The 14,145-nt window shown below is 41.3% G+C and carries 15 protein-coding genes; 9 read left to right on the forward strand and 6 right to left on the reverse strand.

Translation table 11 applies throughout. The features are described from left to right. Positions 1 to 147: 147 nt before the first annotated feature. Positions 148 to 1,341, reverse strand: a complete 1,194-nt coding sequence (locus MHI35_RS14385) for an aminotransferase (protein WP_284553782.1) — start codon at positions 1,339 to 1,341, stop codon at positions 148 to 150. Beyond that, complete coding sequence (locus MHI35_RS14390) at positions 1,342 to 1,842, reverse strand: Lrp/AsnC family transcriptional regulator (RefSeq protein WP_003213765.1); 501 nt, start codon at positions 1,840 to 1,842, stop codon at positions 1,342 to 1,344. Between the two features lie 176 nt (positions 1,843 to 2,018). On the opposite strand from MHI35_RS14390, the gene MHI35_RS14395 reads away from it, so the two are divergent. Further along, positions 2,019 to 2,843, forward strand: a complete 825-nt coding sequence (locus MHI35_RS14395) for an alpha/beta fold hydrolase (protein WP_211064053.1) — start codon at positions 2,019 to 2,021, stop codon at positions 2,841 to 2,843. Here the strand turns inward: MHI35_RS14395 and MHI35_RS14400 are convergent. After that, entirely contained in the window at positions 2,840 to 3,100 is a 261-nt protein-coding gene (locus MHI35_RS14400; RefSeq protein ID WP_211064052.1) for a YugE family protein, read from the reverse strand. The genes MHI35_RS14395 and MHI35_RS14400 overlap by 4 nt on opposite strands. Before the next feature lie 83 nt (positions 3,101 to 3,183). On the opposite strand from MHI35_RS14400, the gene MHI35_RS14405 reads away from it, so the two are divergent. Continuing rightward, positions 3,184 to 4,359 (forward strand): MalY/PatB family protein, encoded by a 1,176-nt coding sequence (locus tag MHI35_RS14405; protein WP_144522328.1) that lies wholly within the window; start codon positions 3,184 to 3,186, stop codon positions 4,357 to 4,359. 133 nt (positions 4,360 to 4,492) lie between these two features. Continuing rightward, on the forward strand, positions 4,493 to 5,785 hold the full coding sequence (locus tag MHI35_RS14410; protein ID WP_144522327.1) for an ATP-binding protein: 1,293 nt from the start codon (positions 4,493 to 4,495) through the stop codon (positions 5,783 to 5,785). On the opposite strand, the gene MHI35_RS14415 is transcribed toward MHI35_RS14410, so the two are convergent. Beyond that, complete coding sequence (locus MHI35_RS14415) at positions 5,786 to 5,965, reverse strand: hypothetical protein (protein ID WP_044140804.1); 180 nt, start codon at positions 5,963 to 5,965, stop codon at positions 5,786 to 5,788. Between the two features lie 90 nt (positions 5,966 to 6,055). Between MHI35_RS14415 and MHI35_RS14420 the strand changes: the two genes are divergently transcribed. After that, entirely contained in the window at positions 6,056 to 6,448 is a 393-nt protein-coding gene (locus tag MHI35_RS14420; RefSeq protein WP_144522325.1) for a kinase-associated lipoprotein B, read from the forward strand. On the opposite strand, the gene kapD is transcribed toward MHI35_RS14420, so the two are convergent. Beyond that, complete coding sequence (gene kapD, locus MHI35_RS14425) at positions 6,445 to 7,062, reverse strand: 3'-5' exonuclease KapD (protein ID WP_041816319.1); 618 nt, start codon at positions 7,060 to 7,062, stop codon at positions 6,445 to 6,447. The genes MHI35_RS14420 and kapD overlap by 4 nt on opposite strands. A gap of 218 nt (positions 7,063 to 7,280) precedes the next feature. On the opposite strand from kapD, the gene MHI35_RS14430 reads away from it, so the two are divergent. From MHI35_RS14430 to MHI35_RS14440, 3 genes are all read left to right on the forward strand, one after another. Further along, on the forward strand, positions 7,281 to 8,459 hold the full coding sequence (locus MHI35_RS14430; RefSeq protein WP_249407450.1) for an MFS transporter: 1,179 nt from the start codon (positions 7,281 to 7,283) through the stop codon (positions 8,457 to 8,459). Between the two features lie 108 nt (positions 8,460 to 8,567). Continuing rightward, positions 8,568 to 10,469 carry a transglycosylase domain-containing protein gene (locus MHI35_RS14435; protein WP_211064050.1) on the forward strand — a complete coding sequence of 634 codons (1,902 nt, stop codon included), beginning with the start codon at positions 8,568 to 8,570 and terminating at the stop codon, positions 10,467 to 10,469. Between the two features lie 18 nt (positions 10,470 to 10,487). After that, positions 10,488 to 10,898 carry a thiol-disulfide oxidoreductase DCC family protein gene (locus tag MHI35_RS14440; protein ID WP_144470603.1) on the forward strand — a complete coding sequence of 137 codons (411 nt, stop codon included), beginning with the start codon at positions 10,488 to 10,490 and terminating at the stop codon, positions 10,896 to 10,898. Between the two features lie 42 nt (positions 10,899 to 10,940). On the opposite strand, the gene MHI35_RS14445 is transcribed toward MHI35_RS14440, so the two are convergent. Beyond that, on the reverse strand, positions 10,941 to 11,498 hold the full coding sequence (locus tag MHI35_RS14445; RefSeq protein ID WP_012011093.1) for a YufK family protein: 558 nt from the start codon (positions 11,496 to 11,498) through the stop codon (positions 10,941 to 10,943). A 186-nt stretch (positions 11,499 to 11,684) separates the two neighbouring features. Between MHI35_RS14445 and malK the strand changes: the two genes are divergently transcribed. Together malK and MHI35_RS14455 are read left to right on the forward strand one after the other, a co-directional pair. Further along, positions 11,685 to 13,286: a malate sensor histidine kinase MalK gene (gene malK, locus MHI35_RS14450; protein WP_211064049.1), complete on the forward strand. Its 1,602-nt coding sequence runs from the start codon at positions 11,685 to 11,687 to the stop codon at positions 13,284 to 13,286. Beyond that, the gene (locus MHI35_RS14455; protein WP_211064048.1) at positions 13,279 to 13,986 is read left to right on the forward strand and encodes a response regulator; all 708 of its coding nucleotides are present in this window, start codon (positions 13,279 to 13,281) and stop codon (positions 13,984 to 13,986) included. Before malK ends, MHI35_RS14455 begins: the two co-directional genes overlap by 8 nt. Positions 13,987 to 14,145: the final 159 nt, after the last annotated feature.

Below are 14,145 nucleotides of genomic sequence, written 5' to 3' on the forward strand. Positions count from 1 at the left end.
ACTATATCATAGAACGGTCTTTTACGCAAAATATTTTTTAATTGGGTTTAGATCAGTTCAAAAGGGGGAATACCTGAAAACAAGAATGCTTTCTAGTATTCCCCCCTAATTTGAGAGGCATGAGTCCGAATGGATTGATGCCTTTTTTTATTTCATAATGGCAGGTGCTTCTTCTTTCACTTGTCGTTCTTGCAAAAAGCGCTGGATTCTTGAAAGTGATTCCTGAAGATGGTCAAGAGACGAAGCATAGGAACAACGAATATGACCTTCACCACTCGGTCCGAAGACATTACCAGGGACAACGGCTACTTTTTCACTTAGGAGCAATTCCTCAGCAAATTGTTCTGATGTCATGCCCGTGCTTTTAATGGACGGGAAAGCGTAAAATGCGCCGTTTGGCTGGTGACATGCGAGCCCCAGTTCATTCAAAGAGCCGACAAACAAATTCCGCCGCCTTCTGTAGCTTTTCTTCATTTTTTCTACATCTTCAAGCCCATTTTTTAACGCTTCTTCTGCTGCATATTGTGCCATAGCAGGCGCACACATCATAGAATATTGGTGTATTTTCAGCATGGCATCGCGCAGTACAGGTGGTGCTGCCACATATCCTAAGCGCCAGCCTGTCATAGCAAACCCTTTTGAAAAGCCTGAAATGAGAATCGTTCTTTCCTTCATATCCTGAATGGCCGCAACGCTTGTAAAAGCTTCATCGTACGTCAGCTCTGCGTAAATCTCATCTGTGATAATGAGAAGATCATGTTCTTTTGCAAATTGAGCAATATCTTCAAGCTCTTCCTTTGAATAAACAGAGCCAGTTGGATTTGATGGTGAGCAAAGCAGGATCGCTTTTGTCTTAGGCGTCAGCTTCGTGCGAAGATCCGCAGAGTCTGCTTTGAAATCTTTTTCAGCCGAGGTACTTAAATAGACAGGGACTCCGCCTGCAAGTGTCGTAAGGGCCCCATATGCTACGAAACAAGGCTCTGGAATGATCACTTCATCCCCGCTGTTTAAAATCGCACGAAACGCCAAATCAAGTGCCTGGCTTCCGCCAACTGTGATAATCAGTTCTTCTTCAGGACTGTAATCAATGTGAAACCGCTTATATAAATAGTCGCTCAATTCTTTTCGCAAAGATAACAAGCCTGCGTTCGCCGTATAAGAGGTAAGTCCTTGTTCTAATGACATAATACTGGCTTCTCTGACATTCCAAGCTGTCACGAAATCTGGCTCGCCGACACCAAGGGAAATGACCCCTTCCATTGTGGCTGCCAAATCAAAGAATTTCCGAATACCTGACGGCTGAATGCTTTGTACCGTTTCAGATAGATAAGACTTTTTCATTTAAGGTGACACCACGATTCTTTTGTCATCGTCTCCTGTTTCAAACACTTTCCCATCATGTTTATATCTTTTCAAAATAAAGTGGGTAGTTGTTGAAACAACGGAATCAAGTGTCGATAATTTTTCAGACACAAAACGGGCAATATCAGACATAGATCTTCCGCGGATCACAACAGATAGATCGTAAACACCTGACATGAGATAGACAGACTCCACTTCCTGAAAGCGATAAATACGTTCAGCAATTTCATCAAATCCAACGCCTCTTTTTGGTGTCACTTTGACATCAATCATTGCTGTGACGCCTTCGTGGCCATCTACTTTACGCCAGTCAATCATGGTTGAATAATCAATAATGACTTTTTGATCTTCAAGTTTTTGAATAATCGCTTCTGCTTCTTCTGTTGTCACGCCTGCCATTTTTGCAATGGTATTCAAATCGGCACGACTGTTTTCATCTAAAATCTCTAATATTTCAGTTTCTTTTTCTGTTAGTTTCATTTGATTTCACACCTCAGATTGTAAAAAGCTAGTTTTAAAAAATCTTCTGAACATTATAGCACGTTTTTCCCATTATGCTAAGCAGGGAAAAGATGCTAACCATAGCTTAAAATCCACTTTTTAGGGTACAATACAGTCACCTAACAGAGAGAGTATCAAGTATCGGAGTGATGAGTGTGGACATCGTTCAGCCAGCTTATATGAAAAGTAAATTCGGTTTAGACATCTATTACGAGCACTATCCAAATGAGGGGAAGAAAACATTGATCTTAATTCATGGTCTTTTCTCTTCTACCTTCAGCTATCGAAAGCTCATCCCGCTTCTGAAACAAGACTTCAATTTAATCGCGATCGATCTGCCGCCATTTGGACAGTCCGAGAAATCGAATACGTTTATTTACAGCTATCGCAACATGGCAAAGATCATTATCGAGCTAGCTGGTCACTTACAGATTCAGCATGCGATCCTTGTGGGCCATTCGATGGGCGGTCAAATTGCTTTATACGCCGCATCTGAACGGCCAGACCTATTTGAAAAGGCAGTCCTTTTGTGCAGCTCAGGATATTTAAATAAATCAAAGAGATCACTTGTTTACAGCACATATATTCCTTATTTTTATCTCTATCTTAAAAGAAAGCTCTTGAAGCAAGGCATCATGAAGAATTTAACGGCTGTTGTGCATGATCATTCCATCATTGATCAAGAGATGGTGGACGGATATTTAAGGCCTTTTTCTGATGATCAAATTTTCCGAGGAATTTTCCGCTTGATTCGTCACCGGGAAGGGGATTTGACCTCGGATGTCCTCAAGAAAATGGAGACACCTGTGTTACTCATTTGGGGTGAGGAAGATCGAATTGTTCCCATCCAAATAGGAGAAAGGCTGCACAAGGACCTGCCTAACTCAACCTTACATGCATTAAAAAAAACCGGGCACCTCGTTCCTGAGGAAAATCCGGTCTTTGTGTCTGATCAAATCGGACATTTCAGCCTGTCTTAGCGTGTGCAGGAGCTGCTGTCTCGTATGAAGAAAAGCTGATTCGCTATATGTTGACAGCTCTCGAATGGCAGGAGCTGCTCAAATGAGTGATGATAAATGGCTTGAATGTCTTTTGCTAAAGATAAAGAGTCTTCTGCGTCGTATAATGCACTGATGACGTCAGCAGGCTCCGTTTCATAAAAGTCCTCCCCATATTGAAAAGGGTCCCATGCCTTAATAAGTTGAATCATCTCTTCTACAGCTTGACTATCTTTCATCGGTATCACCGCTTATAATAAATTTTGTGATGTTTATTTTAGCACAACCAACAATGGTTGAAAAACGGCTAGAGGTGGGTTTCATGAATTTCGACGAACAGATCATACGTAAAGGTTCAAAATCAGTGAAATGGGATCAAGCAGAGTCTTTATTCCTTACAACAGATGCACTGCCAATGTGGGTAGCAGATATGGATTTTAAAGCGCCGCAGGTCGTCCTTGATGCATTAAAAAAGCGATTGGATCACGGTGTATTTGGCTATGCTTTTCAAGATCAGGATACGCAGCAGGCAGTAGCTGAATGGCTCAAAAGAAGGCACGGATGGTCGATCCAGACAGAAGCCGTCACCTTCACACCTGGGATTGTCACGGCACTTAGTTTTGCAGTCCAAGCCTATACAGAACCAAGTGACGAAGTCGTCATACAATCCCCTGTGTATACACCTTTTTATCAAATGATTGAACGAAATGGACGAACAGTCTCAACCAATCCTTTAAAAATAGAACACAACCGGTATGTCATGGATTTTGATGATTTAGAGAAAAAATTAAGCAGACCAGAAGCGAAGCTCATGTTCCTCTGTCATCCGCATAATCCGTCCGGAAGAGCGTGGTCAAAAGAGGAATTAAAGCGAGTAGGAGACCTCTGTATCAAGCACGGTGTCACAGTCGTTTCAGATGAGATTCATTCTGATTTGATGCTATACGGGAAGCCGCATGTGCCATTTGCTAGTCTTTCTGACGACATAGCACATATTACAGTGACGTGCATTGCACCAAGTAAAACATTTAATTTAGCTGGCCTCCAAGCATCTGCCATTATCATTGCCGATGAAGAAAAGAGAACCCTTTTCAACAATGAAATGCAAAGAAACGGACTGGCCAAACTGAATGCATTTGCAATCCCTGCGATGGAAGCAGCATACCGCCACGGCGACGAGTGGCTCGATGCACTTGTTCTTTATCTCGAAAACAATATGAAAATGGCAATGGACTATATTGACGAACATCTTCCAAACATGCGTTATATGAAACCAGATGCTTCTTATTTATTATGGCTGGACATTCGGGATTATCAATTCAGCCAAGCGGAATTGAAACGCAATTTGCTCAAAAAGGGCAAAGTGATCCTAGAGCTTGGTCACGTGTACGGACTCGAAGGTGACGGCTTTATTCGGATGAATCTCGGCTGTCCTGCTTCAACAGTCAAAGAAGGATTGAAACGCCTTCATCAAGCGTTTACGCAATCATCTGATTAAGACTTATATGATCGAAAGAACATCCTCACGGGTGTTCTTTTTAAAGAAAAAAACCCTCCTTTTATCATATCTACTTTGTACATGAAATGATATAATGAGAGGAATTACTATTATTTACGAGGAGAGCATTTAAATGGAAATGTTCAAGGATTTTCTGCTCCATGTATCTTTTATTCTATTTCCAATTTTTTTATATCATGCACTATGGCTAAGCCGGACCCCTGCTCATTTCCCAAAAACGAATAAACTGCTCGTCACAGTATTCGCATCCATCTCTTCTGCACTATGTATTATGTATCCAATTGGTTCGATTTTGGACTTGCAGACTGGCCTTCAGTCTATTCCTCTTGTACTTGCCATTTTATACGGAGGCTACACAGCTGGGATCATCGCCATCTTGATAAGTTCCATTGTCAAATTCGTGATGTATGGCTCTTTTTTATGGATTGGACTCATTGTCGTGCCGATTTACTTTTTCATCCCATTTCTGTTCTACCGGAAATGGCGTCAATATTCGAAGCTGAAAAAGCTGATGTATGGAGTGCTTATCGGTTTATCCAAAGGATTCTTTATTTACATTGGACTATTTGCGGTCAGCTTAATGGAATACAGCCCAGCCTTTATTATGCAGCAGAAGTTACTTGAGTTGTTTTTCTCAACTCTTTACTACATATTCTTTCTCGTGCTAAGTATCTATTCCATTGAATTCGTCAAAGAAAATGCGCAAATGAGAACACAGCTCGTCCAGTCAGAAAAGCTGACGATTGTAAGTGAACTCGCTGCAAGCGTTGCCCATGAAGTACGCAATCCGCTGACAGTGGTGAGAGGCTTTATTCAATTGCTCTTTTCTAGTGACAATACAAAAGAGACGTCAACCAATAAAGATTATAAAAATCTCGTTCTGTCCGAGTTAGACAGGGCGCAGGATATTATTACGAGTTATCTAGACATTGCGAAACAAAATTATTATCAAATTGAATCTCTTAACCTATCTAAATTACTCGAGGAATGTGCATCACTGATGACATCCTATGCGAATTTCAAATCGGTCACGATTCATCAATCCATTGAACCAGACTTATACATTCAAGGTGATGAAACGAAGATTAAGCAAGTCATGATTAATTTAATCAAAAATGCGATTGAAGCAGCCCCAGAACACGAAGGGAAAATTGAACTTTTTGCTTCAAAAGAAAATCATAAAATATGCCTTTATTTCATAGATAACGGTGTAGGAATGACAGAGAGCCAAATGAAAAAGCTTGGCGAACCCTATTACACCTTGAAAAATAAAGGGACTGGACTTGGGCTGACCGTGACATTTTCTATCATTGAAAATCATCATGGGACCATTCGTTTCAAAAGCTCGCTGCAGTCTGGTACAACCGTTACCGTGAAGTTTCCTGAAGATACAAGAAGAAAATGATCACTCCATTTTTTTTGTCTTTTTTTCATCTATACGCTCCTGCTTCTTAGACGCACGAACGATTAGACGAAAGCAAATAAATGCAGCCATAAAGAAAATCACCGTGGTGATTGCCGCTGGGATGTACTCCCTTTTATCTTCAGGAAAATACAGTAGAAAGAGTGCGATGAACGACAGCATTCGCTATTCCCCCTTTTGCTCGTTTACTTCACTATATTGGCTAAAAGAAATGAAATACCTTCCTGCGAGAAGGAAATGGAGGAATTTTACATGACAGACATTCAAATAGGACAAGTTGTGAAAGGATTTTATAAAACAGGTGTTTACGTTGGGGAAGTGACAGCAGTAAAACCATCGGCCTATCTCGTTCAAGTGAAAGCCGTTCTGACACATCCCACTCAAGGCGACCTGCATCACCCAAAAGAAGCAGACGTGCCTTTTTTCCAAGAAAGACGGGCTTTGGCCTATCGTGAACAGACGAATATCCCTCATCATATGGTGAAGCCTTATGATGGCGATATACCAGATTATCAAGTATCACTAAAAGAAGCTGTAGAAAAATTAATACAAGCGCTTCATGCAGATGATTCAAAATGGGCAGAAAAATCAAGGGCATGCCTATCTTCTCTCGAAAAAGATTATTTTCCAGAAGACGCCCGCTAATCAGCCGAATCAAAAAAGTGAGAGAAATCGATCAGCTCACCAATTTTGGTTGTTTGCGGATTTTCCACATAGGATCTGTCTTTTTCAAAAAGGGTAAACAGCTGATAAGTCGTCATGGCATCATCAAGTGCTTTATGATGCTTACCAGCTCCTTCGCTGCCGTATTCCTTTGCCGCCTTGCGAAGCCCTGTCAGTGTGCGATCACCAAAAAAAGTTTTATATTCAAAGGCAAGGTCCCTCAGCTTGCCCTTAAAAGGAAAGCCAATATGATTGAGCATACAGTTTTGCTTCAGCACTTTCATGTCCATATTGCCCCATGTAATAATCTCACAGTCCTCTCCCCCATCAAGCGACACAAGCTTCTCGATAAACGCCTCAAAGGAAATTCCGCTCTCTACATCCTGCTGCGTAATACCGAGAAACGACTTACAGCGCTTCGTCAGCTTCGGGAACTTTTTTGGTTTGACGTAGCTAGAGAACGTGTCTATGATCGTTTCACTTGCCGCTTTCACTACTCCAGCTTCAATAATTTCAGGAAAAAAATTTTGCGGGTGATACTTTCCATCAGGCATCGTAAATTCAAAATCGACCACAAGCACCGTCTTCTGTTCCACCATTCTCACCTCACTTTTTCATCAGTTTTTCATTCTCATACCATTATATTAAGACGGACCTTGAAATCACTTCATTTTCTTGAAAATAATGCAGATTCACTATGCCCAACCTATCCATCAGATGAAAGATCGGTTATTTTCCTTTATAATTATTAAGGAACACGAAATATTTAAAGAAGGTGGTCTCTATCACAAACAGGAAGAAAAACTTGTACATCATGTGGTTTGTGAACTTTTTTGTATCTGCCAGCATTACAATGATCGTCCCTTTTTTATCACTTTACATAGAATCTCTTGATAGCAGTTATTCAAATGAATTTGTCCAGAGATGGAGCGGATATGTCTTTGGCGTCACGTTTTTAACGGCCTTTCTGATTTCTCCGATTTGGGGGCGAATTGGAGACCGGCATGGCTATAAAAAGATTTTGCTTATTAACGGGATTGGAATAGCGACAAGTATTCTATTAATGGGACTTGTGCAAACTGTTTATCAACTATTCGCCCTGAGGCTCTTTATGGGGCTTGTCACAGGCTTTATCTCGACTTCAATGGCACTCATCTCTGCACAGACGGAAAAGGCAACTGCGGGTAAAACCCTTGGTACGATGCAGATGAGTAATGTTGCCGGAGGGTTGTTTGGCCCATTAATGGGCGGATTCATGGCAGACAGCGTCGGATTTATTTATACGTTTTTCCTCACAGCGGCTGTCATTTATGCGTCAGCCATTGTAATTATTTTCGGAGTGAAAGAACAGCCCATCCGTTCAAAAGAAGCGAAGCGCGTTTCTTATTCACGGAAGGAAGTACTCGTTCATATTTTCAAACAGCCTTTGCTTGTCGTCACGATGCTATTAACGTTTATTACACAAGTAGGGAACTTTAGCATTCAGCCTCTTTTGGCTTTATACATTCATGATTTACACGGCCCTGTTAATCTCGCATTTTATGCGGGTCTTGCGTTCTCTGCAACTGGACTTGGCAATTTGCTCTTTACACGAAAATGGGGAGATCTCGGAGATCGAATGGGTCATGACAAGGTGCTGCTCGCCCTTCTGATCCTCTCCTCTATTTTATTCATCCCGCAAGCAATGGCGGATTCCTATGCGATGTTAGTCCTTTTCCGTTTTCTATACGGGATGGCACTCGGCGGGATTATTCCATGTACGACGGCGTATATTCGGATCAAAGCGCCTGCCTCTATGCAAGGGGAAGTGCTCGGATACAATGTTAGCTTCCGTTTTCTTGGGAATGTTGTCGGTCCGGTGATTGGTGGCATTGTCGCGAGTCATTACGGAATTCCAGCTGTCTTTTATGTCACCGCCGGAATTTTTCTGTTTGGCGCATTATTTTTATGGGCGGTCCGCTCACAGTCGAAGGCAAAAGAAAGGAGTGTCTGATCCTGCATCAGATACTCTTTTTTCTTGTATAGAAGCCTTATTCACTAGACTTCAAGCCCATTCTTTTCTAAAAATAACCTTCTCGTATTCGCAAAAGAATGGTACGATATGGCTAGAAAATTGAAGAAAGTGAGTGACCTCATGTTTCGTGCAATAATTGGTTGGTTATTACTTGCTGCCCTCATTCCATTATTTGTTCTAACTTTTTATCTATCAAAGGAAGAAGCTGCAAGTGTGAAGCCTGTGAACGAAGTGCTTGATCAAAAAATCAAGCTGGAAAAGATAGATTTTTCCCAAAACAGTTATATGTATGATCGGGATGGTTCTCTCATCTCCGAGATCGTATCAAACGATGAGAACCGCGTATTCGTCACGTATGATAAAATCCCTGATCATGTGAAGGAGCTGTTCCTCCGCTCAGAGGATCGGAACTTTTATGACCATAAAGGCATTGACTTTATGGGGGTTGTGCGTGCCCTTGCTTCAAATGTGAAAAACCACGGCATCAGTCAAGGCGCAAGTACGATCACACAGCAATTATCTCGCAATTTATATTTAAGCCATGAACGTTCGTTCACCCGAAAGTTTACAGAGCTGCTCTATTCCTACGAATTAGAGCGGAAATTCTCGAAAGATGAAATACTCGAAAGCTATTTAAATACGATTTATTTCAGTAATGGTGTTTACGGTGTCGGTTCTGCGGCTAATTACTATTTTGATAAGCCGCTTAGTTCTTTAACGCTTGCACAGATGGCATTTATCTCTGCGATTCCAAACAACCCAACACTGTATGACCCATTGAAGCAATTCAAACACACAAAGAAACGCCAAGAACGATTGCTTGGTATTTTAGAAAAAGACGGTGTCATCACCAAAAAGCAATACAAAAAAGCCGTCAAACAAAAAATCAGCCTGTCCGTAAGTGAAAAGAAAAACCTTTACCCTGACTATGTGACATATGCCAATGAGGAATTTACCGATCTTGTGTCAGATCAGGAAGGCTTTACAAAACGCTTGAAGAAAGCGAAAACAGATGGTGCAAAAAAAGCCATTCAAAAAGAATTATCTGAAAAGGTCAGTGCACTGCTTCAAGATGGTGTCAAAATTTATACGGCACTAGATCCTTCCTTACAGCAACGAGCCGTCTATCAGCTCAATGCACAATTACCTTACCAAGGTGTAGAAGGCGGGTCAGCGGTCATAAATCATGAAACGCATCAAATTGTTGCACTTGCTGGTGGGAAGAACTACAAAAAGTTTGATTTCAACTACGCCTATCAAGCACAAAGACAACCTGGTTCTGCGATTAAACCGCTTTTAGACTATGGTCCTTACATCGACCAAACCGGTGCAACAGCTTCAAGCAAAATCAGTGCCGGCAAGTTTTGCAGCAGCGGATACTGTCCACAGAACTATAGTCACAAAACGTACGGAACCGTCACACTTGAAACAGCCTTTAAAAACTCTTACAATACCCCTGCGATCCGAATGCTGGATACAGTTGGTGTCAAAAAAGGCTTTAGCTACTTAGAGAAATTCTCATTCGAACATATCGTCGCGGATGATTATCGCCTTCCTTCTGCACTTGGCGGATTTACGAAGGGCTTCTCGCCGCTAGAAATAACAGATGCGTATACTGTCTTTGGTAATCAAGGAGCTTACACGCAAAGTCATTCGATCACAAAGGTAACAGACTTAAATGGTAAGACCCTTTACAAGTGGAAAGAGTCACCGAAGCAAGTATACTCTCAGCGGACAAATGACACTATGCGTAAATTGCTTGCCTCTGTTGTAAAAAGCGGGACAGGGAAAAAAGCGAATTTCAGTGCCCCTTACATCGGTGGTAAAACAGGGACATCCAATGACTACAAAGACATTTGGTTTGTCGGACTGACAGATCAATATACAATGGGTGTATGGGTTGGAAGAGATAGAGGAACGGTTGAATCTATTTACAGCTCAAGTCCGCACTTACGTATTTGGAAAAATACGATGCAATACGCCAGATAAACAGGAGGTTTGATTGCCATGCATTCAACACATCCACCCCATTTAATTTTATTTGATGGTGTCTGCAACGTGTGCAGCGGCGCTGTCCAGTTTGTGATTAAGCGTGATCCAAATGAGCGAATGATGTTTGCTTCATTACAATCAGAGACAGGACAGCGCATTTTAAAAGAAAACGGTTTGCCTCTAGATGAATTCAATTCATTCATTTATATTGAAAAAGGCACCCTTTATACGAAGTCGACAGGCATCTTAAAAGCCATGCGGCAGTTAAAAGGGATCTACAGATGGAGTTATTTATTCCTTGCCATTCCGCGCCCTATCCGCGATTGGTTTTATGAACGGATAGCGAAAAATCGCTACAAATGGTTCGGTCAAAAAACATCTTGTATGATGCCAACACCCGATATACAAAAACGGTTTCTATCATAAAAAAAGCATCCTCCGATCGTGGAGGATGCTTTCTTTGTCTGTTTATGAAGGTAGACTTGCCATAACACTGTTATAAAGCTTAATAAATAAGTACAAAATGCCGATTAAAAACGTGGCCCAAAACAACAAAATAAACATCATAAAACCAATTAAATTCAGCATGGACAGCGATTGATAAATGCGAACCACAACCCAGATAAAATAGACAAGACCTGCTAAGACAAATAGTCCGACAAGCAGAATCAGCTGCTGCGTCAGTAGAAATGCAAGTAAGCCAGCAAATAAATAAACAACGGATGCAATCCGAATTTTCTTTAAGTTCTCTCCTTCAGGATCTTTCGCGAAAAAGAGTAGTGCCAGCTCTAACACCGTATCTGCAATCAGTTTCAAGGCAGATAAAATCATAAAATAAACAAGTGCAAAAGCAGCAAAAAGAGCAAGCCTGATGCCCTGTTCCGAGAAGAATTCCATCATCCCTTTTAAAATACCTGCTTGATTCAAGAAATCAGTCGTAATCCCTACTGTGAAAATCGAAAAAGCAGAGCTGAATAGTAAAATCGAAATCAGCGGAAAATATCCAGTCAAATATGTATTTTTCATAAATAGATCCTTTCTCATAAGCTCACATTTATTATGGCTCACTTAAAACAGATTGACAAGATGCTTTCAAAGTAAACTAGCAGCATAATCAAATTTTGTGATTTTGCACGTACATTCCTTCACAAACTTACATTTTCCCGTTAAAGTATTACTATTACGAAAAAATCGTGCGTTAGGGGTATACTCGTGAAAAAAACTTTAAGACTGCAAACACGGCTGACGATTTTTGTTTGTATTGTTGTCCTGATCTCCCTTTGTATCACTTTCTTTACGATCTGGTCAGAAACAGCGAAGAACATTCATCAGCAGGAACGTGACATCGCCCTCTCCACTGCCAAGATGGTCGCAGAGGCTCCCATCACAGCCAAATCATTAAAAAAAAACCAATCGTATTCAGCACTGCGTCAATATACAACAAGTGTTCAACAAATTACCAAAACCGAATTCGTTGTCGTAATGGATATGAACGGCATCCGCAAAACCCATCCAAATCCGCAGAAGATCGGGAAGCGGTTTGCTGGCGGTGATGAAGAGCCAGCATTACAGGGTAAAGAACATATTAGTACGGCTTCTGGAACACTTGGCAGGTCTATGCGTGCTTTTGTCCCGGTTTATGATCAAGATGGAAAGCAGCTTGGGGCTGTGGCAGTAGGGATTACGTTAAAGGAAATTGACTTGATCATTCATCAAAGCTTACTTCCACTCTACTTCGTCACATCGCTCAGTCTTCTTTCTGGAATCATCGGAGCACTCATTGTGGCAAGAAAAGTGAAGAAAATCATGTTTGGACTAGAGCCAGATGAGATTGCTACATTGTTAAAAGAACGAAGCGCCATGCTAGAATCAACAAAAGAAGGGATTCTTGCCGTCGATCAGCACGGTAAAATCAAGCTCGCCAATGCTGAAGCGAAACGACTCTTTCATAATATGGGCATTATGGCTGATCCTAGAGAACAAGATGTTCAGGTTCTCCTCCCTTCAAGCGGCTTAAAGCAAGTCATTGAAACACGCAAGCCGCTGCTTGACCGCGACGTGAGAATGAACGGACTGGAGCTCGTCTTTAACGAAGTCCCAATTACGGTAAAAGGTGAAATTGTCGGGGCGATCGCCACCTTCCGTGACAAAACAGAAGTCAAACACTTGGCTGAGCAGCTAAGCGGAGTCAAAATGTATGCAAATGCCCTCCGTGCCCAGTCGCATGAATTTATGAACAAGCTTCATGTCATTTTAGGATTGGTACAGCTCAAAAACTACGATGACCTTGGCACTTATATTAAAGATATTGCAATCTATCAGCAGACGGAAACAAATGAGATCATCAACCATGTGAAAAACTCTGTTTTAGCAGGATTTTTACTAGGAAAACAAAGTTATATCAGGGAACAAGGCGCGACCTTAGAAGTCATCTGCAGCACACAAGTCCCAAATTCAGAGGACCCAGCAGTGACGCATGATCTCATTACCGTCATTGGCAACCTGTTAAATAACGCACTCGATGCTGTTTCTCAAACTGAGACAAAAAACATCTCGATCTCATTCCGATACGTTCAGGAGCAGCTTCATATTGAGATTACAGACACAGGTGTTGGTCTCACAAAAGAAGAACAAGACATCATGTTTGATCAAGGCTTTTCAACGAAAGGAGAAGACAGAGGATTCGGTCTCTATTTCGTTGACCAAAGCATCAAAAAATTGAACGGACATCTAATTGTCACGAGTGAAAAAGGAGAAGGAACGACCTTTAGTCTCCGCATTCCGTATAAACAAAAGGAGGATTCACATGATTAATGTGTTAATAGTAGAAGACGACCCAATGGTTGGGGAGCTAAACAAACGCTACCTGACCCAAATCGAGGGCTTTGAATTAAAGGGAATCGCCACCTCTTTTCATCAGGCAATGGATATTTTAAAAACAGAAGCCATTCACCTCGTATTGCTCGATATTTATATGCCTGGACAAAATGGATTGGCATTATTATCAGAAATTCGCAAACAAAATCATTCGGTTGATGTCATTGTCATTTCAGCCGCCAATGAAGTCGATGTGGTCCAGCAAACGATGCGAAACGGAGCCGTTGATTATTTAATCAAGCCGTTTGAGTTTGAACGTTTCCAATCTGCACTCTCAGAATATAAACGGAAACACGCTTTGTACCAAACGATGAACAGCATCTCGCAAAATGATTTAGATGCGAAGCTCTTTCATAAAAAAGCAGAGACGGAAAAAGTCCTTCTGCCAAAAGGCCTGACCAAAAGCACACTCAAACTCATCTGGACAAGTATTCAGTCATTCGGTCATCAGGCTTTCACGACCGAAGACCTAGCGAATCATACAGAAATCTCACAAGTCTCCATTAGAAAATACTTGAAATTCCTTGAGGACATCGAAGTAGTTGATGTTGAAATGGCATATGGGACCATCGGACGTCCTGTATTCCAATATAAACTCAGTACAACAAATATGAATTTAATTCAGCAATATCTATAATTTGACACATCTGACCTTATACAGAGGCCAGATGTTTTTTTATGGAATACGATGTGACAAACCCCTTGATATCAGCGGTTCTACTGTAGTAGAGCACATCACAAAAGCGGCATTATATCATATTTCAGCACATAAAAAGACATCGAATTTCGCCTTTTA

The sequence above is a fragment of the Bacillus sp. FSL K6-3459 genome (genome assembly GCF_038003305.1).
Lineage (GTDB): Bacteria > Bacillota > Bacilli > Bacillales > Bacillaceae > Bacillus > Bacillus pumilus_O.